Below are 26177 nucleotides of genomic sequence, written 5' to 3' on the forward strand. Positions count from 1 at the left end.
GCCGCGAATGGCTTGTCTTCTGTAGGCGCCAGGCGATGGGGCGTATTGCGGGTCAAGGCTGCCAGAGGATCTTCTCGCCACTGAGCCGGCGATCGAGAAAACTCGCCGCGCTGATCAAGGCCAGGTGGGTCAGTGCCTGGGGGGTGTTGCCCAGGTGCCGGGCATGGCTGTCGAACTCTTCGGCGTACAGCCCCAGAGGGTTGGCGTAGCGCAGCAGTTGCTCGAACTCCAGGTGGGCCTGGTCCAGTCGGCCGGCGCGGGCCAGGCATTCGACGTACCAGAACGAGCAGGCGGCGAATGCGCCTTCGGTGCCGGCCAGGCCGTCGATCTGGCTGTCTTCGTTGCGGTAGCGGTAGACCATGCCGTCGCGCACCAGGGTCTTCTCGATGGCTTCCAGGGTCGCCAGCCAGCGCGGGTCGCGGGCGCCGACGAAGCGCACCAGCGGCATCAGCAGCATCGAACCGTCCAGCGCGGTGCCGCCCCGGCACTGGACGAAATGCCCGCCTTCGGCGTTCCAGAAGTTGCTCCAGATATCGTCGTAGATCGCCTGGCGGGTCTGGTCCCAGCGGGCGAACGGCGCCGGCAGCGAGCGCTTGGAGGCGAGGCGGATGGCCCGGTCCAGGGCGACCCAGCACATCAGCCGCGAATGCAGGAAATGATGCTGCTCGCCGCGCATTTCCCAGATGCCCACATCCTCGCCGTCCCAGCTGCTGCAGACCTGGTCCACCACGTCCACCACGTGTTTCCAGCCTTCGTGGGAAATCGCCTCGCCGTATTTGTTGACCAGGTACACCGCGTCCAGCAGCTCGCCGAAGATGTCCAGCTGGACCTGTTCATAGGCCTGGTTGCCGATACGCACCGGCGTCGCGCCGCCATGTCCGGACAGGTGCGGCAGTTGGGTTTCCGGCAGCTGCTGGCGGCCGTCGATGGCGTACAGGATATTCAGCTTGGCCGGCTGGCCACGGCAGTCGCTGACCCGCCCGCGCAGCCAGCGCATATAGGCGTTGGCCTCCTCGACGAAGCCCAGGCGCATGAAGGCGTAGACGGTGAACGACGCGTCGCGGATCCAGGTGTAGCGGTAATCCCAGTTGCGTTCGCCGCCCGGGGTTTCCGGCAGGCCGAAGGTGGCGGCGGCGAGGATCGCCCCGTGCTTGCGCGAGGTCAGCAGCTTCAGCGCCAGGGCCGAGCGGTTGACCATTTCGCGCCAGCGGCCGCGGTAGTTGGACTGGCCGATCCAGTCGCGCCAGAACTTTAGGGTGCGTTCCAGGCACAGGTCGCTGCCGCCTGTGACCAGCCGCGGATCGTCGAGCCCGCCCAGCATGAATTCGGCGCTCTGCCCCTGTTCCAGCTCGAACTCCGCCACCGCCGCCTGCCGGTCGATGCGCAGGGGCTGGCTGGCCACCAGGCGCAGCCCCGGCTGCCGCTCGGCCTCGAAGCACACCGCGTCGCCGTCCAGCCGCGCGCGGGTGGGGGCGCGGGCATAGTCATGGCGCACCGCGCAGCGCAGGCGCAGGGTGGTGCGGCCGCTGACCACCCGCACCCGGCGGATCAACAGCGGCAGGTCGTCCTCGCTGTCGCCGATGGCCAGCAGGTCGGTGACTTCGACCACCGCCCGCTCGCTCAGCCAGCGGGTCTGCAGGACGTTGCTGTCGGGCAGGTAGATCTGTTCGTGGCGGGCGTCGGGCAGGTCCGGCGCCAGCTGAAAGATGCCGGCGTCCGGGGTGTCGAGCAGCGAGCAGAAGATCGACGGGCTGTCGAACTCCGGCCAGCAGAAAAAATCCACGCTGCCCTTGTCGTTGACCAGCGCGGCGCTGCGCAGGTCGCCGATGATGCCGTGGGCGTCGATCGGCGCCTGTCGTTCAGTGTCAGCCATGGTCGCGAAACTCCGGGTACAGGCTCATGCCGCCATCGATCACCAGGGTGCTGCCGAGCACGTAGTCGGACGCATCGCTGGCCAGCCAGACCACGGCGTTGGCCACGTCCTTGACGTCGCCGATGCGCCCGTAGGGAATCAGCTCGAGCAGCTTGCGCTCGGCCGCGCCCTCGGTGGCCTTGCGATTGAGCGGCGTGGCGATCGCGCCCGGGGCAATGGCATTGACACGGATGCGCTGGTGGCTGACTTCCTGGGCCAGGCTGCGCATCAGCATGTCCACGCCGCCCTTGGACGCCGCGTAGTTGACGTGCCCGGCCCAGGGAATCCGCTGGTGCACCGAGCTCATGTGAATGATCTTGCCGGCGGCGCGCGACACGCCGCTGCGGATGCCCTGGCGATGGAAAATGCGCAGGGCGGCGCGGGCGCAGAGGAACTGGCCGGTGAGGTTGACGCTGATCACCTGGTTCCAGTCCTCCAGGGTCATGTCCACCGTGGCGGCGTCTTTTTGCAGGCCCGAGTTGGCCACCAGGATATCGAGGAAACCGAAGGCTTCCAGGGCCTTGTCGAACAGGTGCTGGACCTGGTCTTCCTGGGAGATGTCGGCGCCCACGGCAATGGCCCGGCCGCCGCAGGCGTTGATATCGGCGGCGAGTTTTTCCGCGGGCGCCGCCTGCCGATGGTAATTGAGCACCACCGAGGCCCCGGCCGCGGCCAGGGCGGTGGCCGCCGCGGCGCCGATGCCGGAACTGGCGCCGGTGACCAGGGCGACTTGTTGGTTCAGGGAGATATTCATGAGCACGCACCTTAACCGGAGAGCCTGTTCAGCTGACTGGCTAGAGCGGGCAGGAGTTCACCGCAGTTACGAAGTCCCGGAGGAGGGCGGGGCCGGTGCCAAGCATCCGGCGCCAGGGCTCAGCGCACCCGCAAGCCCTGCAGCAGCGCCTCCAGCCCGGCCAGTGCCTGCTGCAATCGTTGCCCCAGATGCTCGTCCCGGGCGATCCACAGCGAAGCGTCGAGCAGGCTGCCGTTGATCAGGCGCGCCAGGGCTTCGCTGGGGGCGTTGACCACCAGGCCGGCCTGCATCAGCTCATCCAGCAGCGTGCTCAAGGACGCCACGCACTGCTCCTCGCTGGCCTCGGTCAGGTCGCCGAGTACCGCGCGCGCATCCTGCAGGACGATGCGCTGGATCTCCGCTTCCTGGGCCATTTCCAGGTAGGTGCGGCAGCGCTGGACGAAGGCGGCCCAGAGGTCGTCGGTGCCGCGCGAGATTGCCTCCAGGCGCTGGTCCATCTCGGCGTCGAGCTGTTCCACCACCGCTGCCAGCAGGCCTTTCTTGTCGCCGAAATGGTGATACAAGGCACCTCGGGTCAGGCCCGCCTCGGCCGTCAGCTCGTCCATCGAGGTGTTGGCATAGCCCAGGCTGCCAAAGGACTGGCGGGCACTGGCGATGAGTTTGCTGCGGGTTTCTTCGATCATCTCGGCGCGTTGACGCGGGCTCATGGCGGGCACTCACACAGCTGATACATGGATTGACATACGCCGCGTATGTTCTCATGCTTTCTCACATACGCACCGTATGTATTTTGCCTTGCGGTGCATTTCTGGCAAGCCTCAAACAAGGTGTGATGACAATGGCAAACCCTTACCGCGAACTGTTCAACGCCCCCGGCAGCCGCGCTTTCGTGGTGGCGGGGATGATTGCGCGGATGCCGATGTCGATGACCGGCATCGGCCTGATCACCATGCTGGCCCAGCTCAAGGGCGGCTACGCGCTGGCCGGTGCGGTGGCGGCGACCTTCGCTCTGGCCACGGCCTTCTGCGCGCCCCAGGTGTCGCGCATGGTCGACCGTTTCGGCCAGGGCCGGGTACTGCCGATCGCCGCCGGTGTGGGCGGCGGGGCACTGCTGGCGTTGCTGCTGTGCACCCGCTTGCAGACGCCGCACTGGACGCTGTTCCTGTTCGCCGCCCTGGCCGGCTGCATGCCGAGCATGCCGGCCATGGTTCGCGCCCGCTGGACCGAGCTGTACCGCGGCCAGCCACAGTTGCAGACCGCCTATGCCCTGGAATCGGTGCTCGATGAGGTGTGCTTTATCGTCGGCCCGCCGTTATCGGTGGGGCTGTGCGTGGCGGCCTTCCCCGAGGCCGGGCCGCTGGCGGCGCTGCTGATGCTGGCGATCGGCGTCACCGCGCTGGTGGCGCAACGGGCGACCGAGCCGCCGGTGCATCCCCATGAGGCCCGGCACGACGTGTCGATCATCCGTTCGCTGGAGTTGCAGCTGCTGGTGCTGCTGATGATCGCCATGGGCATGATCGTCGGCGTGGTGGATGTGGTCAGCGTGGCGTTCGCCCAGCAGCAGGGGCAACCCGCGGCGGCGAGCATCGTGCTGTCGGTGTACGCCATCGGTTCCTGCCTGGCGGGCATCGCCTTCGGCGCGCTGAAACTGAATATCCCGCTGCCGCGACTGTTCATGTACGGCGGCATCGCCACCGCCGTGACCACCCTGCCATTGCTGCTGGCGAGCAATATCTTCGGCCTGTCCCTGGCGGTGTTCGTCTCCGGCCTGTTCTTCGCCCCGACCCTGATCGTCGCCATGGCCCTGGTCGAGAACATAGTTCCACCGGCCAAGCTCACCGAAGGCCTGACCTGGCTGGTCACCGGGGTCAGCATCGGCGTGGCCATCGGCGCCGCCAGTTCCGGCTGGCTGGTGGATGCCTTTGGCGCGCGCAGCGGCTTCTGGGTAGCGCAGGCGGCAGGAGTGGTGGTGCTGGGGACGGCGGTGCAGAGCTGGCGCCGGCTGACCCGGGGCCAGCCGGCGGTCGCCTGAGCCTTACCAGCCGCGCCCGGAGTTGACCCAGAAATTCACCGACAGCGAGGTGGATACCGACTGCACCTGGTGGAACCAGCCCTCGGGCAGGAACAGCAGGTCGCCGGCTTCCAGGATGACCCGCAGGAAGGTCACGTCCCGCGACGCCGGAAAACGCTGGTAGTCCGGCGCGTCCGGGTTGACCTCGCAACCGTCGAGCCCGCCCTGGGGCGCGGTCGACCAGGTGCCCAGGGCCTCACGGTGGTGGGGCGCGGCGAGGATGAAGGACTTCTCCAGACCTGGGCGAACAGGTTGTCGGTGTCGTCGCGGTGCAGCGGGGTCAGGGTGCCCTTGGGGCCGATCCAGATCCGTGGCGGGATGAACAGCGAGCGGTCGAAGTAGGGCGGGTACTGGATCTGCTCCAGCAACTGCGCCGGCAGGATGTTGTTGCCCATGTAGGCGGGCGGTTCGCCGTCGGCGTTTTTCGGCGCCGGGTTGTCCAGCGAGGCGATGAACTCGGCCATGGAGGTGGAGCGAAAGTCACGCTCGGTGGAAAAGGTCTTCTTCACGTAGTCGCCGTGGCGGGTGATGCCTTGCAGTTCGGCGAAGTGCACCAGCGATTCTTCGCGGCTGAGCTGGAACAGCGGCCAGTCCTGCAGGGCATCGCTGATCACCACGGGAATGCCCTGGGGCAGGTAACGCGTCCTGAACTCCTCCACCGACAGCCCGCTGCGCGGACGCCGTTCCACCGTGCGCTGGGTCGGCAGGCCGGCCGAGACTTGTTCGCTGTAGCGCGGCGGGGTGGGGTAGCGGGTGTTCATCTCGACTTTCTTTTCCAGCGCGCCACCGCCATGCCGCGCATGGTCGATGATCTGCGGCAGCAGCGTGGCCAGGCCCATGTTGCCGCCGATCTTCAGGCGGCCGCTGGCGAACAGTTCCTCGACGTTGGCGCTGCCGCCCATGATCCCGAGAAAGTCGGCCTGGGCGACCTCGATGGTGACATCAGGCGTCGGATGCCGGCCGGCTTCGGTGCGGCTGTGCGCCTGGACCTCTGACCAGAATGCCAGTTGTGGACCGAACACGAATTGAAAGGTGCCTTCGATTCCCACGGCACCGGCATTGGCGAACAGCTTTGACAGAATGGTCTGCAAGTCCACGGCGATCTCTCTTGTTTGCGGTTTGATCTGCAGCAGAGAACGAAGGCTGTATCGGGAAATTTATGGGGACGACTGACTCAATGACGACCGGTCAAGCGAAGGGGATCTATTGTAGGAGCGAAGCTTGCTCGCGATGAACCTGAGAACACTGCGTTTATCCAATGCAAGACGCGGTGTCGTTAACGACCATCGCGAGCAATCGGGTGTCGACCGGCTGCTCCTGCAGATGGGCGTCAGGCGGGCTGCCGCACTAATTTGCCGGCCAGGTGGCACGTCCAGTCTTTACCATCATTTTTCTCAAGGGGAACACCGTGACCCAGCTGACGTTGCTGTGCCTGCCGTATTCCGGAGCCAGCGCCATGGTCTACAGCCGCTGGCGGCGCAAGCTGCCCGAATGGCTGAAGTTGCAGCCGGTGGAACTGCCCGGGCGGGGCGCCCGTTATGCCGAGCCGCTGGCCACCGACATGCGCGAGCTGGCGCGGCAACTGGCGCTGGAAGTTCGCGCGGGCCTGCGTGCGCCCTATGCCTTGTTCGGCCATAGCCTGGGGGCGCTGCTGGCCTGCGAGCTGGCCCACGCCCTGCGGGCCCTGGGTGGTCCGGAACCGGTGGCGCTGTTCGCTTCGGGAACCGCGGCGCCGACCCTGCGCACCGACTACGACCGGGGTTTTGCCGACCCCAAGACGGACGAACAACTGATCGAACAGCTGCGCACCCTCAATGGCACCAGTGAAGAGGTGTTGGCCAACCAGGAGTTGATGAGCCTGACCCTGCCGATCCTGCGCGCCGACTTTCTCCTGTGTGGCCGTTTTCGCCCGCTGCAGCGACCGTTGCTGAACTGTCCGGTGCATGTCCTGGGAGGCAAGGCCGACCGGGCCACCACCGAACAGTTGATTGGCTGGAGGAAGGAGACCCAGGGCAGCTTCTCCGTGGACATGCTGGCGGGCGGGCACTTCTTTATCCACGAACACGAAGCCAGGGTCCTGAGCCTGATCAAGGGCCACCTTGAGGTGCATCGTCGGCGTCACCTGCAACGCGAAACCGCGGTTTCCTGAGCCAGGCAATGTAGCCGCTGCCGCAGGCTGCGAACGGCCGGTACGGCCACGGCGCTCTCGGTGGCCCCATCGCAAGATCGTCAAGCAAGGCCCCGCGGGCCTTATCGCAGCCTCGCGGGCTCGGCAGCGGCTACAGGAGTGGGTGTAGCCGCTGCCGCAGGCTGCGAACGGCCGGCACGGCCGCGGCGTTCTCGGTGGCCCATCGCAAGATCGTCAAGCAAAGGCCCTGCGGGCCTTATCGCAGCCTCGCGGGCTCGACAGCGGCTACAGGAAGTGGGTGTAGCCGCTGCCGCAGGCTGCGAACGGCCGGCACGGCCGCGGCGCTCTCAAGGCCCAGGCAGATCTGTCAGCCCAACGACGTGCCCAGGCGCCAGTAGCCCATCAGGGTCAGGTTGCGGCGTTCCTGGCCGCGTTCGTTGATCAGGTGGCGGCGGATGCTCATCACCGTGGCGGACTCGCCGGCCACCCAGGCATAGAAGCTGTTGTCGGCGGGCGTGGCGGTCTCCCAGGGGCGTTGTTCTTCGTCGCCCTCGCGGACCTTGATCGGCCGGTGCGCGGTGTGGGGCGGCGGCAGCTCGGCCAGCTCCCGGGCGGCATGGATCAGGGTTTCCCCGTGCTGGGCGCCCAACAGGTCCCGCGGCAGCCAGTTGAGTCGGGTCTGGGGGTTGCAGCGCAAGTCGATGCAGTCGCTTTCGTGGGGCACTTCGATAAATGCCTGCACGTCCGGGTAATCCGGATACTCCTGCAGCTCCTCGAGAATCCCGGCAATGGCCGGCAGGGCGGTTTCATCGCCCATCAGCAGCACTTTGCGGATATCTGCCGGCGGCATCCATTCATAACCGCCGGGATCGCCGCTGTAGGCCTTGTTCGGCACCACCATCTGCAGGCGGTCGCCGGGCCGGGCGTGGGTGGCCCAGCTGGACGCGGGGCCGTTGACCCCGTGCAGCACGAAGTCCACATCCAGCTCCGCCGGCAGCAGGCGCAGGGCGCGGATGGTGTAGGTGCGCATCGGCGGCTGCTGCTCGGCCGGCAGCTTGCGCCGGGCGGCGTGCCAGTCACCTTCCACCGGCAGTTGCGGGGCGCTGCCGTCGGCGCCGGGGAACAGCAGCTTGATGCGCTGGTCCGGGGCCAGGGTGCGGGCCTGGGCGATGTCCTCGCCGGCGAACACCAGGCGCACCAGGGACGGGCTGAGGACGATGCGCCGCTTGAGCTCGACGTTGATCACCCGGTAGCCCTTGGGTCTGGGCCGGTCGATGCCCGTCAGTTTGCGCAAGCCTTGGGTGAGGATGTCGGTCAGCGATTGAGCGGAGGACATGGGCGGGTACCTGTTGCAAGGGGGGATAAGCAAGGAACGAAGGGGGGTGGGTCCGATTTACCGTCGGCGCCGCTGGTCGGCCTGTCCTGGGCGGCCCTGGGGTTGGCGGCCGGCGTGGCGCGCGGGGTTAATTTTCCCGGGCCTTCATCCGTTCCGTAGGGATGACCGAGCCAATGCTCGATACCCCACACGCAAGTACGGATGACCCCCGATGAATGCCGAAGACTCCTTGAAGCTCGCCCGTAGATTCATTGAACTGCCGCTGGAAAAGCGCCGGCTGTTCTTGAAGGCTCTGGACAAGGAAGGCGTCGACTTCTCTCTGCTGCCCATTCCCGCGGGGGTCGCAGTGCCTGACCGCCAGGCGTTGTCCTACGCGCAGCAGCGCATGTGGTTTCTCTGGCAGCTGGACCCGCAGAGTGCGGCCTACAACCTGCCCAACGCGGTACGCCTGAGCGGGCCGCTGGATCGGGCGGTGCTGGCCCGGGCCTTCGACTGGCTGCTGGAGCGCCATGAAAGCCTGCGCACGGTGTTCCGCCTGGAGCAGGACGAGCCGCGGCAGGTCATCCTGACGACCCAAGTGAGCATCGATTACCAGGAACTGAGCGACCTTGACCCTGCGCTGCGCGAGGCCAGCGTGCGGCAGCGGGCCGACGCCGAGGCGCGCCGGCCCTTCGATCTGCAGCAGGGGCCGCTGTTGCGGGTCTGTGTGCTGGGATTGGGGGAGCAGGAGCACGTCATGCTGCTGACCTTGCACCATATCGTCGCCGACGGCTGGTCCATGGGCGTGCTGATCGAGGAGTTCCTGCAAGCCTACGACGCGCTGCTCCAGGGCGCGGCGCCGAGCGCGCCGGCCCTGCCGATCCAGTACCGCGACTACGCCCTGTGGCAGCGCAGCTGGCTGGAGGCGGGGGAGCAGGAGCGGCAGCTGGCGTACTGGCGGGCCAAGCTCGGGGACGAGCATCCGGTGCTCAGGCTGCCCACCGATCATCCGCGCCAGGCTCATTCCAGCCGCCAGGGGCGGCGCCTGGACTTCGAGCTGGCGCCGGACCTGGCCCAGCAACTGGGCGCCCTGGCGCGACAGCAGGGGGTGACCCTGTTCGCCGTGCTGCTGGCCGGTTTCAAGCTGCTGCTGGCGCGCTACAGCGGCCAGCAGGACATCCGCGTGGGCGTGCCTATCGCCAACCGCACGCGCCAGGAAGCCGAAGGGCTGATCGGCTTCTTCGTCAACACCCAGGTGCTGCGCAGCGAGTTGAGCCCGCACTTGACGGTGGAGCAACTGCTGGCGGATATCCGCGAGACCACCCTGGGCGCGCAGGCCCACCAGGAGCTGCCTTTCGAGCGGCTGGTGGAGGCCCTGCAACTCGAGCGCAGCCTGAGCCACAGCCCGCTGTTCCAGGTGCTCTACAACCACCAGCCGCAGGTCACCGAGCTGACCACCCTGCGCAGCCGCTCCGGTCTTGAGGTGCAGGCCCTGGCGCGCAACGAACGCACGGTGCAGTTCGACCTGACCCTGGACACCTTCGAGCGCGGTGGCCGGCTGCAGGCCGCCTTCACCTATGACTGCCAGCTGTTCGAGGAACGGACCGTCGAGCGCATGGCCGGCCACTGGCAGAACCTGCTGTGGGCGATGGTGCGTGAGCCGCGTTCGGCGATCGCCGAGCTGCCGCTGCTCAGCCCCGAACAACGCCAGGCCACCCTGGCCCAGGGCGTCGGTGCGCATGAGGCGTTCGCCGCCGTTTCGGTGCTCGAGCTGTTCGCTGAGCAGGTGCGCGTACGGCCCGAGGCCCCGGCCCTGGTGTTCGGCGAGCAGTGCCTGAGTTACCGCCAGCTGGATCAGCGCGCCGCGCGCCTGGCCGCGGCCCTGGTACTGCGTGGCGTGGGCCCCGAGGTGCTGGTGGGGATTGCCGTGGAGCGCTCCCTGGAGATGGTGGTGGGCCTGCTGGCGGTGCTCAAGGCCGGCGGTGCCTATGTGCCGCTGGATACCCAGTACCCCGAGCAACGCTTGCGCTACATGCTGCAAGACAGCGGCGTTGCCCTGCTGCTGAGCGAGACCGCGGTGCAGGCGCGGCTGCCGCTGGCGGCCCAGGTCAGCGTGCTGTTGCTGGACCAGCCGGACAGCTGGGCGCCGGCCAGCGATTCGCAGGCGCCGTTGCCGCGGGTCGAGGCCGGGCACCTGGCCTATTCGATCTACACCTCCGGTTCCACCGGGGCCGCCAAGGGCGTCACCATCACCCACGCAGCCCTGGCCAACTACGTGCAGGCGATCCTGGCGCGCCTGCCGCTGGGGGCCGCGCGCAACATGGCGGTGGTCTCCACCATTGCCGCCGACCTGGGGCATACCACGCTGTTTGGCGCCCTGTGCTCCGGCAGCTGCCTGCATGTGATCGACCTGGATACCGGCCTGGACGCCGAGGCCTTTTCGGCCTACCTGGACTCCCGGCAAATCGATGTGCTGAAGATCGTCCCTTCGCATTTGCAGGCGCTGATGGGCGGCGCGGAGCCGGCCCGTGCCCTGCCAAGGCAGTGCCTGGTGCTGGGCGGCGAAGCCTGCCCGGCGGCGCTGGTCAGAAAGATCGCGGCCCTGGCGCCGCAGTGCGCGGTGTTCAACCACTACGGCCCGACGGAAACCACGGTCGGCGCCCTGACCCTGGCCGCCGCTGCCGTGGATCAGGCCGTGGCGGTGGTGCCCCTGGGCCAGCCGCTGGCCAACGTTCGCGCCCGGGTCCTGGATGCCTCGTTGCAGCCCGTGGCGCCCGGCACCCCGGCCGAGCTGTACCTGGGGGGCGCCGGCCTGGCGCGGGGCTACCACCGCCGGCCGGCCTTGACCGCCGAGCGTTTCGTTCCCGACCCTTTCAGCGCCGACGGGCAGCGGCTGTACCGCACCGGTGACCTGGCGCGCTACCTCGATGGCGGAGTCATCGATTACCTGGGGCGCATCGATCACCAGGTGAAGATTCGCGGCTACCGCATCGAGCTGGGGGAAATCACCGCGGCGCTCAAGCAGTTGCCGCAGGTCGAGGACGCCGTGGCGCAGGTGGTCAGCGTGGCGGATGAGCCGCAAGTGGCGGCTTATGTGGTGCTGGCCAAAGCCAGTGTCCAGGAGCCGGAAGCGGCCTGGCAGGAGATTCGCCGGCAGTTGGCGGTGGCGTTGCCCGACTACATGCTGCCGATGCATTTCATGGCCCTGGAAGGCATGCCGTTGACCGCCAACGGCAAGCTCGACCTGCGGGCCTTGCCGCCGTTGCAGCAACAGGCGCCGGTCGCGGTCTACGTTGCCCCGGTCAGCGAGTTGCAGCGGGGCATCGCGGCGATCTGGCAGGACGTGCTCAAGGTCGAGCGGGTGGGCCTGAGCGACAACTTCTTCGCCCTGGGCGGGCATTCGTTGCTGGCCACCCAGATCATTTCCCGGGTCCGCCGGCTGCTGGCGGCGGAGGTGCCGCTGCGGGTGCTGTTCGAGACCGCGCGCCTGGATGAGTTCGTCGAGCAGGTGCAGGCTTGCGCCGGCGCGGGTTCGCTGTCGCTGATCGAGGCGCTAGGGCGCGACGAGCCATTGCCGGCGTCCCATGCCCAGCAGCGGCAGTGGCTGTTCTGGCAGATGCATCCCCAGAGCACCGCCTACCACACGCCGATCGTGGTCCGGCTCCAGGGGGCGCTGGACCGGCAGGCGCTGCAGCACAGCTTCGACGCCCTGGCCCGACGCCATGAAGCCTTCCGCACCACCTTTACCCAGCACCAGGACAGCCTGTGCCAGGTAGTGCACCCCCAGGGTGAAATTACCCTGGCCTGGGAACGCCTGGCCCCGGACCTGTCCCGCGAGGCGGTCGAGGCCAGGGCCCTGGAAGAAACCCAGGTGCTGTTCGACCTGGAGCGCGGCCCCCTGTGCCGGGCCCGGGTGTTGCAGATCGCCGAGCAGGACTGCCTGCTGGTGGTGACCCTGCACCACATCATTTCCGATGGCGCCTCCATGAGTGTGCTGGCCCGGGAATTCGTCGCCCTCTACCGGGGGTTCATCCAGGGGCAGGCGCCGCGGTTCGATGAACTGAGCGTGCAGTACGCCGACTACGCCAGCTGGCACCGGGCCTGGCTCGAGCAGGGCGAGCAGCAGCGGCAACTGGATTACTGGCGCGAGCAGCTGGGGCTGGAGCACCCGGTGCTGGAACTGCCGGTGGACCATCCGCGCCAGGCCCTGGTGAGCCATCGCCAGGAACGCCTGGGTTTGCGCCTGCCGCTGGACCTGGAGCAGGGCCTGCGGCGCCTGGCGCGCGAGCATGACATGACCCTGTTCCAGCTGTTCCTCGGCTCGTTCGCCCTGCTGCTGCACCGCTATTGCGATCAGCCCGATATCCGTATCGGCGTGCCGGTCAGCAACCGTCGCCACCAGGAAATGGAAGGCGTGATGGGCTTCTTCGTCAACACCCTGGTGATGCGCGTCGACCTGGCGCCGAACCTGGCGGTGGGGCAGTTGCTGCGCCAGGTCAAGGCCACGGCCCTGGCTGCCCAGGCCCATCAGGACCTGCCGTTCGATCGCCTGGTGGATGCGCTCAAGCCCCAGCGCGCGCTGGACCAGAACCCGCTGTTCCAGGTGATGTACAACCACCTGAGCATTGCCGGGGAAAGCGCCGACGGCGCGAGCCTGCCGGGCCTGCAGGCCGAGGAGATGGTCCTGCAGGGCGGTACCGCGCAATTCGACCTGACCCTGGAAACCCTGGAGACCGACGCCGGGATCAACGCGTCGTTCATCTATGCCGCTGAGTTGTTCGAGGTGTCGACCATCGAGGGTTTTGCCGATCACTGGCGCAACCTGCTGCAAGGCATGCTCGAACCGCGACAGGCGATTGGCGAGCTGCCGATGCTGGGCCGGGAGGAGCAGGGGCGGATTCGCCAGGACTGGGATCACACTGATGTGGTCTATCCAACTAACCGTTTTGTCCACCAACTGTTCGCCGACCAGGCGGCCAGGGCGCCAGAGGCGCCGGCGGTGTTGTTCGCCGAACAGCGCCTGAGCTATCGCGAGCTGGATATTCAGGCCAACCAGCTGGCGCACAAGTTGATCGAGCTGGGCGTCGGTCCGGAAGTCCGGGTGGCCATCGCCATGCCGCGTTGCACGGAAATCATGGTGGCCTTCCTTGCGGTGCTCAAGGCCGGTGGGGTTTATGTGCCACTGGATATCGAATACCCCCAGGACCGCCTGCGCTACATGATGCAGGACAGCGGCGCGTGGCTGCTGTTGACCCAAAGCCATTTGCTGGAGCGCCTGCCGATTCCTGAAGGGCTGCCGACCCTCAGCGTCGAAGGCGCGGCTGACTTCGCGGCTTACCCGACGACCAGCCCGGAGGTGACCCTGGCCGAGGAAAACCTCGCCTACGTGATCTACACCTCCGGCTCCACCGGCCTGCCGAAGGGCGTGGCGGTTTCCCACGGTCCGTTGGCCATGCACAGCCTGGCCACTGGCGAACGCTATGAAATGAGCCCGGCGGACTGCGAGTTGCACTTTATGTCCTTCGCTTTCGACGGCTCTCACGAAGGCTGGATGCACCCGCTGATCTACGGTGCCAGCGTGCTGATCCGTGATGACAGCCTGTGGTCGCCGGAATTCACCTATGAGCAGATGCACCGTTATGGCGTCACCGTGGGGGTGTTCCCGCCGGTGTACCTGCAACAGCTGGCGGTGCACGCCGAGCGCGACGGCAACCCGCCGGCGGTGCGGGTCTACTGCTTCGGCGGCGACGCAGTGCCCCAGGCCAGCTACGACCTGGCCTGGCGCGTGTTGCGGCCCAAGTACATCTTCAACGGTTATGGCCCGACCGAAACCGTGGTCACCCCGTTGATCTGGAAGGCCAAGGCTGGCGATCTGTGTGATGCGGCCTACGCGCCGATCGGCAATATCGTCGGCAATCGCAGCGCCTACGTGGCCGATGCCAACCTCAACCTATTGCCGGTTGGGGTGGCGGGCGAGCTGTACCTGGGTGGCCTCGGTGTAGCCCGGGGTTACTTGGACCGGCCAGGGCTGACAGCGGAACGTTTTATTCCCGACCCTTACAGCACCACGGGGGCGCGGCTGTACCGCAGCGGCGACCTGACCCGCTACCGCACCGACGGTCTGGTGGAGTACGTCGGTCGTGTCGACCATCAGGTCAAGGTGCGCGGCTTCCGTATCGAACTGGGCGAGATCGAGGCACGGCTGCTGGAGCAGGACCCAGTACTGGAAGTGGCGGTGATTGCCCAGCCCGGGCCGAGTGGCCAGCAACTGGTGGGCTACATCGTGCCGGTGGACGCGCAGGTTACTTCGAGCAACGAGCGCCAGGCGCAACTGCGGGAAAGCATCAAGGCCCGCCTGCGGGAAAACCTGCCGGACTACATGGTGCCGACTTACCTGCTGTTCCTCGAAGCGCTGCCGCTGACACCGAACGGCAAGCTGGACCGCAAGTCGTTGCCCAAGGTCGATGCGCAGCTGATGCAGCAGACCTACGTAGCGCCGCAAAACGACCTGGAACAGCAGATCGCCGCGATCTGGGCCGATGTGCTGAAGCTGGAGCAGGTGGGCGTCACCGACAACTTCTTCGAGCTGGGCGGCGACTCGATCATCTCGATCCAGGTGGTCAGCCGCGCGCGTCAGGCCGGTATCCGTTTCACCCCGAAAGACCTGTTCCAGCACCAGACGGTGCAGGGGCTGGCCACGGTGGCGGAGCAGGGCGAGGGCGGGTTGCAGATCGACCAGGGCCCGGTGCGTGGCCAGATGGCGTTGCTGCCGATCCAGCAGTGGTTCTTCGACACCCCGGTGCCGGAGCGTCATCACTGGAACCAATCGGTGTTGCTCAAGCCGCTGAAAGCCCTGAGTGCCAAGGCGCTGGAGCACGCCTTGCACGCCTTGCTCGAACACCACGACGGCCTGCGCCTGAATTTTGTCGAGGCAGGCGCAGCCTGGAGCGCGACTTATGCGCCGTCGGCGCCGGTGACTTCGGCACCGTTGGCCGCGATGCAAGCCGATGCGCTGCTGTGGCTGGTGGACGACGCCACTGAGGATTCACTGCAAACGCTGTGCGACGCGGCGCAACGCAGCCTCAATCTGCAACAGGGGCCTTTGCTGCGTGCCGTGCTCTGCACCTTGCAGGACGGCAGCCAGCGTCTGTTGTTGGCGATCCATCACCTGGTGGTGGACGGCGTGTCCTGGCGGGTGCTGCTGGAAGACCTGCATCGGGCCCTGGTGCAGCAAGCGGCCGGGCAAGCCATCCGACTGCCGGCCAAGACCAGCTCGACCCAGGCCTGGGCCGGGCAACTGCAAGCCTATGCCAGCAGCACGGCGCTGCAGCGGGAGCTGGGTTACTGGCAGGCGCAGTTGCAGGGCGTCGAGTCGGGCCTGCCCTGCGACCGGGTAACGGACCGGGTGGCGATCAAGGATGCCCTGAGCGTCAGCACCGAGCTGGATCAGGCCTATACCCAGCGCCTGCTGCAGGATGCCCCGGCGGCCTACCGCACCCAGATCAACGACCTGCTGTTGACCGCGCTGGCCCGAGTCATCACCCGCTGGACCGGTAGCGACAGTGCCCTGGTGCAACTGGAAGGCCATGGCCGCGAAGAGTTGTTCGACAACATCGACCTGAGCCGCACCGTGGGTTGGTTCACCAGCGTGTTCCCGGTCAAGCTGACACCGCAGGCGGCCCTGGCCGACTCGATCAAGCAGATCAAAGAGCAACTGCGTGCCGTGCCGAACAAGGGCATCGGCTTTGGCGCCCTGCGTTACCTGGGGGATGCCAATGCCCAGGCAACCCTGGCGGCGCTGGCCGTACCGCGCATCACCTTCAATTACCTGGGCCAGTTCGACGCCAGCTTCGACGAGCCGGATGCCTGGTTTGCCCCAAGCGCCGAAGCCAAGGGCGCAGACCAGAGTGCCGAGGCCCCGCTGGGCAACTGGCTAAGCATCAATGGCCAGGTCTATGGCGGTCAGTTGAAGCTGGGCTGGAGCTTCAGCCAGACAATGTTCGAGCGCTCGACCATCCAGCGCCTGGCGGATGACTACGCCGAGGAACTCAAGGCACTGATCGAGCATTGCAGCCAGCCCGAGCACCGTGGCGTGACGCCGTCGGACTTCCCGCTGGCGGGCCTGAGCCAGCAGCAACTGGATCGCCTGCCGCTGTCCCTGGCCCAGGTCGAGGACCTCTATCCGCTGTCGCCGATGCAGCAGGGCATGCTGTTCCACACCCTGTACGAGCAGCAGGGCGGCGACTACATCAACCAGCTGCGGGTGGATGTGGACGGGCTCGATCCCGAGCGCTTCCAGCAGGCTTGGCAAGAGGCCATCGACCGTCACGATATCCTGCGCAGCGGTTTCCTCTGGCAGGGCGAGTTGCCGGCGCCGATCCAGGTGGTGCACAAGCGCATCGCCCTGGATTGTGTCGTGCATGACTGGCGTGCCGTGGCATCGGCGGCCGAGGACCTGGACGCCCTGGCCGAACAGGAGCGTCAGCGCGGTTTCGACCTGGCGGCGGCGCCGTTGCTGCGCCTGACCCTGGTGCGTCTCGACGACCAGCGCTATCACCTGATCTACACCAACCATCACATCCTCATGGACGGCTGGAGCAACTCGCGGTTGTTGGGCGAAGTGCTGCAACGTTACTCGGGGCAATCGGCGGGGGCGGCGCCTGGCCGCTACCGCGATTACATCGCTTGGTTGCAGCGTCAGGATGCCCAGGCCGGCGAGCGTTTCTGGAAAGAGCAACTGGCGGCCCTGGACGAGCCGACCCGCCTGGCCCAGGCCATCCACCGCAGCGGGCAGAGCACCGTGGACAAAGGCCATGGGGCTTACCAGCAGCAGTTGGACGAGCAGCAGACCCAGCGCTTGAGCGAGTTCGCCCGCCAGCAGAAGGTCACGGTCAACACCCTGGTGCAAGCCGCCTGGCTGTTGTTGCTGCAACGCTACACCGGGCAGGACACGGTGGTGTTCGGCGCCACGGTGTCCGGGCGTCCCGCGGAACTCAAAGGCGTGGAGCAGCAGATCGGCCTGTTTATCAACACCCTGCCGGTGCTGGCCTCGCCGCGGCCGGACATGGCCGCCAGCGCCTGGCTACAGCTGGTGCAGGAACGCAACCTGGCCCTGCGCGATTTCGAGCACACGCCGTTGTATGACGTGCAGCGCTGGGCCGGCCTGGGGGGCGAAGCCCTGTTCGACAACATCCTGGTGTTCGAGAACTACCCGGTGTCCGAAGCCCTGGCACAAGGCGCTCCGGCGCAGTTGAGCTTCGGCGTGGCGGCCAACCACGAGCAGACCAACTACCCGTTGACCCTGTCGGTCTACCTGGGGCAGACCCTGGCCTTCGACTACAGCTATGCCCGCGAGCATTTTGCCCAGGCGGACATCCAGCAACTGGCCGGCTACCTGGAGCAACTGCTCATGGGCATGCTGGCGAGCCCGCAGGGCAGCCTCGGCGAGCTGTCGTTGCTTGGCGCCACCGAGCGTCGGCTGATCGATGAGCAGCGCGGCCGGACTCCGGCGCGGGACCTGGCGCCGCAGTCTGTCCATCAGTTGATCGAGGCCCAGGCCCAGCGCACCCCGGATGCCGTGGCACTGCTGTGTGATGGCCGGCAACTGAGCTACGGCCAGTTCAACCAGCGGGCCAACCAACTGGCCCACAAGCTGATCGAGCAGGGCATCGGTCCGGATGTCCGGGTCGGTATCGCCGTGGAGCGCGGGCTGGACATGATTGTCGGCCTGCTGGCGGTGCTCAAGGCCGGTGGCGCCTACGTGCCGCTGGACCCTGAATACCCCCAGGACCGCCTGCACTACATGATGCAGGACAGCGGCATCCAGCTCTTGCTGACCCAGGCGCCATTGCTTGAACGCTTGAAGGACGGCGTAGCGGTGCCGCACCTGTGCCTGGACCTGCATGAGCACAGCCTGCACGGCTACCCCCTGGACAATCCGCGGTCGCGGGCCCAGGCCGACAACCTGGCGTACGTGATGTACACCTCCGGTTCCACCGGGCGGCCCAAGGGCGTGGATATCAGCCACGCTGCCTTGAGCCGGCACGCCCAGGTTTCCCGGGATTATTTCAAGATGACCGCCGAGGACCGTGGGCTGCAGTTCTCCACCTTCAACTTCGACGCCTTCGTCGAGCAGCTGTACCCGGCGCTGATCTGCGGCGCCTCGGTGGTGATCCGTGGCAAGGACCTGTGGGACAGCGAGACCTTCTACCGTGAGCTGATCGGGCAGGGCATCAGCATCGTCGACTTGAGCACCGCCTACTGGTTCATGCTCGGCAAGGATTACGCCAGCCGCGAACCCCGGGACTTCGGGCGCCTGCGCCAGCTCAACCTGGGCGGCGAAGCCATGGCGGCCGAAGGCGTGGCCGCGTGGAAAAAGGCCGGGTTGAAGGACGTTTGCCTGCTCAATACCTACGGGCCCACCGAGGCCACGGTGAGTGTCACCGCCCATGACTGCAGCCGCTACCTGCGGGACGAGGCAACCCTGCCGAGCCAGATCCCCCTGGGCAAGGGCCTGCCGGGCCGTTCCATCTACCTGCTGGACAACAGCGGCAACCTGACCCTCAAGGGCGCCACCGGCGAGCTGATGATCGGCGGCGAGCTGCTGGCCCGGGGTTACCACGATCGCCCAGGTCTCACGGCGGAGCGTTTCATCCCCGACCCGTTCAGCCAGGACGGCGGGCGCCTGTATCGCTCCGGTGACCTGGCGCGCTACGACGCCGAGGGCGTGATCGATTACGCCGGGCGTATCGACCATCAGGTGAAGATCCGCGGTTTCCGTATCGAGATGGGCGAGATCGAAGCCCGTCTGCTGGAGCTGCCCCAGGTGCGTGAAGCCGTGGTGCTGGCCCAGGAGGCGGCCGGTGGTCCGCAGTTGGTGGCTTATCTGGTCGCCGCAGAAGGCGTCGCGGCGCAGAGCCAGGACGACCAGGCCCGGTTGCGCGACGAGTTGAAAGCGGCGCTCAAGGCGGTGCTGCCGGACTACATGCTGCCGGCGCACCTGCTGTTCCTGGAAGCGCTGCCGCTGAGCCCCAACGGCAAGCTGGACCGCAAGGCCCTGCCCAAGGCCGACGCCAGCCTGTTGCAGCAGGCCTATGTCGCGCCGCAGAGCGAGCTGGAACAACAGGTCGCGGCGATCTGGGCCGAGGTGCTCGAAGTCGAGCGAGTGGGCATGAACGATAACTTCTTTGAATCAGGTGGGCATTCCTTGTTGGTAACCGCGATGGTCTCTCGAGTCCAGCTCAAGCTTGGGCGTCAAGTCAGTGTGCAGATGGCGTTCGAATTTCCAACCCTGGGGCTGTTCGTCAGCCAGTTGCAGCAGGCCCCGGGCCAGGCGCAGGGCGCCGACCTGAGTGCGCTGGCGCTGTTGCTCGACGAAATGGAGGCCGTGTAATGGATAACGCCACCGCGCTGAAGATTGTCAAAGGCTTCATCCTGCTGCCGCTGGAGAAGCGCAAGGTCTACCTGCAGAAGATGCTGGAGCAGGGCATTTCCCCGGCCAACCTGCCGATTCCGCAGGTGCGCCTGGGCCAGGCGCGCCTGCCGCTTTCCTATGCCCAGCAACGCCAGTGGTTTCTCTGGCAACTGGCGCCGGACAGCATTGCCTATCACATCCCCAAGGCCCTGCGCCTGCGTGGCCGGCTGGACGTGGAGGCCTTGCAGCGCAGCTTCGACACATTGATTGCCCGTCATGAAAGCCTGCGCACGCATTTCGTCGAGGACGCCGACGCGGCGGTGCAAGTGGTGCTGCCCGAGGTGCGCCTGGAAATCGCCCGCCAGTCGTTGCCGGCCATGGCCGATGAACGCGAGATCGACAGCGCGGTGCAGGGCTTCGTGCAGGCCCAGACCCGGCAGTTGTTCGATCTGCTGCAAGGGCCTTTGCTCAGGGTCGGCCTGTTGCGAGTGGCCGAGGACGACCATGTGCTGGTCCTGGCCCAGCACCATATCGTTTCCGATGGCTGGTCGATGCAGGTCATGGTGGATGAACTGATGAGCCTCTACATCGGCTACAGCCAGGGGCAACAGCCCCAGCTGCCGCCACTGCCGATCCACTACGCCGACTACGCCATCTGGCAGCGCAACTGGATGGAAGCCGGTGAGAAGGAGCGGCAACTGGCCTACTGGACCACGCAGTTGGGGGGCGAGCAGCCCCTGCTGGAACTGCCGCTGGATCGTCCGCGCCCGGCCGTCCAGAGCCATCGCGGCGCGCGCTTGGAGCTGATTTTGGAGCAGCCGTTGAGTGAAGCCCTGGGCAGCCTGGCCCAGCGTGAAGGGGTGACCCTGTTCATGCTGTTGCTGGCCTCGTTCCAGACCTTGCTGCACCGCTACAGCGGCCAGGCCGATATCCGCGTCGGCGTGCCCATCGCCAACCGCAACCGGGTCGAGACCGAGCGCCTGATCGGCTTCTTCGTCAATACCCAGGTGCTCAAGGCCGAGATCGACGGGCAGATGTCCTTCAGCCAACTGTTGCAGCAGGTGCGGCAAACTGCCCTGGCGGCCCAGGCGCATCAGGACCTGCCTTTCGAGCAATTGGTGGAGGCGCTGCAACCGGAGCGCAGCCTGAGCCACAACCCGCTGTTCCAGGTGATGTTCAACCATCAGGTCGAGGCCGCGGCTCCAGCCGGCGCCCTCAACTTGCCGGGCCTGAGCATCGAAGCCCTGGACTCGGCGGGGCAGTCGGCGCAGTTCGACCTGACCCTGGACACCGTCGAGACCCAGGGCCGGATCGCCGCTGCGCTGATCTATGCGACCGATGTATTCGATGCCGCGACCATCGAGCAGATGGCCGGCCACTGGCGCCAATTGCTGCAGGGCATGGTCCGCCAGCCCGAGCAGCGCATCGACCTGTTGCCGATGCTCGACGCCGGGGAGCAGGCGGGGATCGTGGCCCAGTGGAATCCGCAGCCGCAGGCATTCCCCTCGGCGGCCTGCGTGCACCAGCTGATCGAGGCGCAGGCGGCGCAGGCGCCCGAGGCCATCGCCCTGACGTTCCAGGGGCAGCACCTGGACTACCGGCAGCTCAATGAACGGGCCAACCGCCTGGCGCACAAGCTCATCGAGCAGGGCGTGGGGCCCAATGTGCTGGTGGGGCTGGCGGCGGAGCGTGGCCTGGAGATGCTGATCGCCCTGCTGGCGATCCTCAAGGCCGGCGGTGCCTATGTGCCGCTGGACCCGGCCTATCCCCAGGACCGTCTGCAACACATGATGCAGGACAGCGGCATCAGGCTGCTGCTGACCCAGGCGCCTCTGCGGCAGGGGCTGCCGGCATTTGCCGGCAGCACCCTGTTGCTTGAGCAGCCACTTACGGACTACGGGGTGCACAACCCCGAGGTCGGGGTGACCCCGCAGGACCTGGCCTATGTGATCTATACCTCCGGCTCCACCGGCAAGCCCAAGGGCACCTTGCAGCCCCATCACAACGTGCTGCGGCTGTTCGCGGCGACCGCCGACTGGTTCCGCTTCGGCCCGCGGGATGTCTGGAGCCTGTTCCATTCCTATGCCTTCGACTTCTCCGTGTGGGAGATCTTTGGCGCCCTGATGCATGGCGGGCGCCTGTTGATCGTGCCCCAGGAGGTGGCGCGCTCGGCCCAGGACTTCTACCCGCTGCTCTGCGCCGAAGGGGTCACAGTGCTCAACCAGACGCCGTCGGCCTTCCGCCAGTTGATGCACGTGGCCTGCGCCGCCGAACAGGGGCATGCGCTGCGCTACATCGTGTTCGGCGGCGAGGCCCTGGAGGTCAATACCCTGCAACCCTGGTTCCAGCGTTTCGGCGACCGCCAGCCGCAGCTGGTGAACATGTACGGCATCACCGAAACCACGGTGCATGTCACCTACCGCCCGCTGTCCCGGGCGGACGTGACGCTGGCGGGGGCCAGTCCGATCGGCGAGCTGATTCCCGACATGTCCTGGTACCTGCTGGACGGCAATCTGCAACCGGTGCCCAAGGGTTGCATCGGTGAGCTGTATGTCGGGCGCGCCGGGCTGGCCTGGGGCTACCTGAACCGCGGCGACCTGAGCGCCGCGCGGTTTGTCCCGGACCCCTTCGGCGAACCTGGCGCGCGCCTGTACCGTACCGGCGATCTGGCGCGTTACCAGGCCGATGGTTCGATCGGCTACATCGGTCGCATCGACCATCAGGTGAAGATCCGCGGTTTCCGCATCGAACTGGGCGAGATCGAGGCACGCCTGCTGGAACTGCCCGCGGTGCGCGAGGCGGTGGTCCTGGCCCAGGAGGGGCCGGACGGTCCGCAACTGGTGGCCTATGTGGTGCCGGCCGGCCCGACCTGGAATGACCTGGCCTGGAACGACCCGGCCCTGGCCGACGCGCAACTGGCGCTGCGGGAAAACCTCAAGGCCGGGTTGCGCGAGCATCTGCCGGCGTACATGGTGCCGGCCCACGTGCTGTTCCTGCCGGCCTTGCCGCTGACCGCCAACGGCAAGCTCAATCGCGGCGCCTTGCCCGCTGTCGACAGCGGCTTGCGGCAGCGCGCCCATGTGGCCCCGCGCACCGAACTTGAGGCACAGGTGGCCGGGATCTGGGCCCAGGTGCTGAAGCTGGACCGGGTGGGCCTGAGCGACAACTTCTTCGAACTGGGCGGCCACTCGCTGCTCGCCACCCAGGTGATGTCGCGGCTGCGCCAGGAACTGGGCATCGAGGCGCCTCTCAAACGGCTCTTCGAAGGCGAGTCGCTGGAACACTTCGTGGGTCTGCTGGCAGCTGAAACCTCGGCAGCGCTGGAAGCGATTCCCCTAGTGGATCGCCAGCAGCCCCTGGCGGTCTCCTATGCCCAGGAACGCCAGTGGTTCCTCTGGCAACTGGATGCCGACAGCAGCGCCTACCACATCCCCATGGCCCTGCGCCTGCGCGGCGCCCTGGATGACGCGGCGCTGCAGAGCAGCTTCGATGCCCTGATCGCTCGCCATGAAACCCTGCGTACGCGCTTTGTCGAGGGCCCCCAGGGCCTGACTCAGGTGATCGATGCCCAGGCCCGCTTGCGGATCGACCGACAGGACCTGTCCCTGCGGGTGCAAGCCGGCAACGCCGAGCAATTGATCGAGCAGGTGCTCGAGGCCCAGGTACGCCAGGCCTTCGACCTGCGCCAGGGGCCTTTGCTGCGGGCCACCCTGGTGCGCCTGGCGGCGGACGAGCATGTGCTGGTGCTGGTGCAGCACCATATCGTCTCCGATGGCTGGTCGATGCAACTGATGGTCGAGGAGCTGATCCAGCTGTATGGCGCCCATGCCCAAGGGCAGTCGGCCGAGTTGCCGGCGCTGGCGGTGCAGTACGCGGACTACGCGGCCTGGCAACGGCAATGGATGGACGCCGGCGAGCGTGAGCGTCAATTGGGCTACTGGCTGCGGCAACTGGAAGGCGGCACCCAGGTGTTGGACCTGCCACTGGACCATCCTCGTCCCTTGCAGCAAAGCCACCGCGGCGCGCGCCTGGGCATCAGCCTGGACGGCGCGTTGCCGGGCGCCTTGAAGCAACTGGCGCAGCGCGAAGGGGTGACCCTGTTCATGCTGTTGCTGGCCTCGTTCCAGGTGCTGCTGCACCGCTACAGCGGCCAAGCGGATATCCGCGTTGGCGTACCCACCGCCAACCGCAACCGGGTCGAGACCGAGCGCCTGATCGGCTTCTTCGTCAACACCCAGGTGCTCAAGGCCGAGGTCGACGGGCAATCGAGCTTCAGTGACTTCCTTGGTCAGGTCAAAGGCCGTGCCCTGGAAGCCCAGGAGCACCAGGACCTGCCTTTCGAACAGTTGGTGGAGGCCCTGAACCCGGAGCGCAGTCTAAGCTACAGCCCGTTGTTCCAGGTGCTGTTCAACCATCAGGCCGCTGCCCGCCAGGGCGCCCGGGGGCTGGTGGTGCCCGGCTTGCAGGTGGAGATGCTCAGCGGCGAGGAGAGCAGTACCCAGTTCGACCTGACCCTGGACACCTTCGAGTCCGACGATGGCCTGTGGGCTTCGCTGACCTACGCCACCGACCTGTTCGAACCTTCGACCATCGAGCGTCTGGCCCAGTCCTGGGTGCAGTTGCTGCAGGGCATTGTCCAGCAACCCCGGCAACGCCTGGGGGACTTGCCGCTGTTGGCCGCCTCCGAGCAGAACAAGCTGCTGCATGAGTGGGCCCCGGCATCGGTCGAGTTCCCGAGCGAGCACGGTGTGCATCAACTGGTTGAGGCCCAGGCGCGGAAAACCCCCGAAGCCGAAGCCCTGCTGTTTGCCGGGCAAAGCCTGAGCTACCGGGAACTCAATGCCCGGGCCAACCGCCTGGCGCACAAGCTGATCGAACTCGGTGTCGGGCCGGAAGTGCGGGTCGGAGTGGCCTTGCAGCGCACCCCACAGATGGTCGTGGCCCTGTTGGCGGTGCTCAAGGCCGGGGGCGCCTATGTGCCGCTGGACCCGGATTATCCACAGGACCGCCTGGCCCATATGCTGCGTGACAGCCAGGCGCAGATCCTCCTGACCGAGAGCGCGTTGCTGTCGCTGCTGCCTGCGGTGGAGTCTTTGCAGACCCTGCAACTGGATGCCCAGCCGGGCTGGCTGGACGCTTATTCACTAGAAAACCCGGCGCCGCGAGCGACCGCGGACAACCTGGCCTATGTGATCTACACCTCCGGTTCCACCGGCTTGCCCAAGGGCGTGGCGATTGCCCATCGCAACGTGTTGGCGCTGATCGACTGGTCGAATCGGGTGTACAGCACCGACGACCTGCAAGGGGTGCTGGCCTCGACCTCGATCTGCTTCGACCTGTCGGTGTGGGAGCTGTTCGTGACCCTGTCCTGCGGTGGCTCCATCGTCCTGGCGCGCAACGCCCTGGAACTGCCGGAACTGGCCGATCGCGACCGGGTACGGCTGATCAACACCGTGCCTTCGGCGATCGCCGCGCTGCAACGCAGCGGGCAGATTCCGCCCAGCGTGCGGATCATCAACCTGGCGGGCGAGCCGCTGAAGCAGGCCCTGGTGGATAACCTGTACCAGCAGCCGGGGCTGATGCATGTCTACGACCTGTACGGTCCTTCGGAAGACACCACCTACTCGACCTACACCCGGCGCGAGGCCGGCGGCCAGGCCAATATCGGCCGGGCCATCAGCAATACCCAGAGCTATATCTTGAGCCCGGATTTGCAACCGGTGCCGGTGGGCAGCGCCGGCGAACTCTATCTGGCCGGAGCCGGGGTGACCCGTGGTTACCTGGCGCGTCCGGGGCTGACCGCGGAGAAGTTCGTGCCCAATCCGTTCTCCAGCGACGGTGGCCGGCTGTACCGCACCGGCGACCTGACCCGTTACCGCGCCGATGGGGTGATCGAGTACATCGGCCGTATCGACCATCAGGTGAAGATCCGCGGCTTCCGTATCGAGCTGGGGGAAATCGAGGCACGGCTGGTGCAGCAGGCGGCGGTGCGTGAAGCCTTCGTCCTGGCCCATGACGGTGAAAACGGCCAGCAACTGGTGGCCTATATCGTGCCGAGCGAAACCACCGCGGCCGTCGAGGCCCAGGCCGCGCTCCGGGAAAGCATCAAGGCTGCCTTGAAAGAACATCTGCCGGACTACATGGTGCCGACTTACCTGCTGTTCCTCGAGGCGCTGCCACTGACGCCGAACGGCAAGCTGGACCGCAAGGCCCTGCCCAAGGTCGATGCGCAGCAGCTGCAGCAGGTGTATGTGGCGCCGCAGAGCGAGCTGGAGCAGCAGGTCGCGGCGATCTGGGCGGATGTGTTGAAACTGGACCGGGTGGGCCTGAGCGACAACTTCTTCGAACTGGGCGGCCATTCCCTGCTGGTGGCCCAGGTCGTGACCCGGGTCAAGCAGCAGTTCGGGGTGGATATTCCCATCAAGTCGCTGTTCGGCGCGGAGAGCCTGTCGGCCTTTGTCGAGAAGGTTCAGGCCCTGCGGGAAACAACCTCTTCACTGCAGGATGAATTGGCTAAATCTTTGGAGGCCCTCAAACGTTTATCTCCTGATGATCTTGAAAAAATAATTTCTTAGGAGAGGTAG

General features: G+C 66.7%; 8 protein-coding genes and 1 pseudogene. 4 read left to right on the forward strand and 5 right to left on the reverse strand.

Translation table 11 applies throughout. The features are described 5' to 3' along the window. Window positions 1–52: 52 nt before the first annotated feature. The 3 genes from BM019_RS29015 to BM019_RS29025 all read right to left on the reverse strand — a co-directional run bounded on the left by BM019_RS29015 (window position 53) and on the right by BM019_RS29025 (window position 3373). Window positions 53–1873, reverse strand: coding sequence for a glycoside hydrolase family 15 protein (locus tag BM019_RS29015; RefSeq protein ID WP_092422320.1), 1821 nt, complete (start codon window positions 1871–1873; stop codon window positions 53–55). After that, window positions 1866–2666 (reverse strand): glucose 1-dehydrogenase, encoded by an 801-nt coding sequence (locus tag BM019_RS29020; protein ID WP_062825171.1) that lies wholly within the window; start codon window positions 2664–2666, stop codon window positions 1866–1868. Before BM019_RS29020 ends, BM019_RS29015 begins: the two co-directional genes overlap by 8 nt. A gap of 119 nt (window positions 2667–2785) precedes the next feature. Beyond that, a complete protein-coding gene (locus BM019_RS29025) occupies window positions 2786–3373 on the reverse strand; it encodes a TetR/AcrR family transcriptional regulator (RefSeq protein WP_092422323.1) in 588 nt (195 codons plus the stop codon). A 131-nt stretch (window positions 3374–3504) separates the two neighbouring features. On the opposite strand from BM019_RS29025, the gene BM019_RS29030 reads away from it, so the two are divergent. Continuing rightward, entirely contained in the window at window positions 3505–4698 is a 1194-nt protein-coding gene (locus tag BM019_RS29030) for an MFS transporter (RefSeq protein ID WP_092422326.1), read from the forward strand. Between the two features lie 3 nt (window positions 4699–4701). Here BM019_RS29030 and BM019_RS29035 read toward each other — a convergent pair. Then, window positions 4702–5834 (reverse strand): annotated as a pseudogene (locus BM019_RS29035) (cupin-like domain-containing protein). Between the two features lie 311 nt (window positions 5835–6145). On the opposite strand from BM019_RS29035, the gene BM019_RS29040 reads away from it, so the two are divergent. Beyond that, complete coding sequence (locus BM019_RS29040; protein WP_085533874.1) at window positions 6146–6886, forward strand: thioesterase II family protein; 741 nt, start codon at window positions 6146–6148, stop codon at window positions 6884–6886. Between the two features lie 346 nt (window positions 6887–7232). Here the strand turns inward: BM019_RS29040 and BM019_RS29045 are convergent, their stop codons facing one another. Then, a complete protein-coding gene (locus BM019_RS29045) occupies window positions 7233–8201 on the reverse strand; it encodes a siderophore-interacting protein (protein WP_009044816.1) in 969 nt (322 codons plus the stop codon). A 211-nt stretch (window positions 8202–8412) separates the two neighbouring features. Here BM019_RS29045 and BM019_RS29050 point away from each other — a divergent pair, with 211 nt between their 5' ends. Together BM019_RS29050 and BM019_RS29055 are read left to right on the forward strand one after the other, a co-directional pair. Continuing rightward, the gene (locus tag BM019_RS29050) at window positions 8413–19572 is read left to right on the forward strand and encodes a non-ribosomal peptide synthetase (protein WP_092422329.1); all 11160 of its coding nucleotides are present in this window, start codon (window positions 8413–8415) and stop codon (window positions 19570–19572) included. After that, window positions 19572–26168 carry a non-ribosomal peptide synthetase gene (locus BM019_RS29055; protein WP_092422332.1) on the forward strand — a complete coding sequence of 2199 codons (6597 nt, stop codon included), beginning with the start codon at window positions 19572–19574 and terminating at the stop codon, window positions 26166–26168. The genes BM019_RS29050 and BM019_RS29055 overlap by 1 nt, the downstream gene beginning before the upstream one ends. Window positions 26169–26177: the final 9 nt, after the last annotated feature.

The sequence above is a fragment of the Pseudomonas sp. NFPP07 genome, assembly GCF_900115645.1.
In the GTDB taxonomy this organism is placed as follows: domain Bacteria; phylum Pseudomonadota; class Gammaproteobacteria; order Pseudomonadales; family Pseudomonadaceae; genus Aquipseudomonas; species Aquipseudomonas chlororaphis.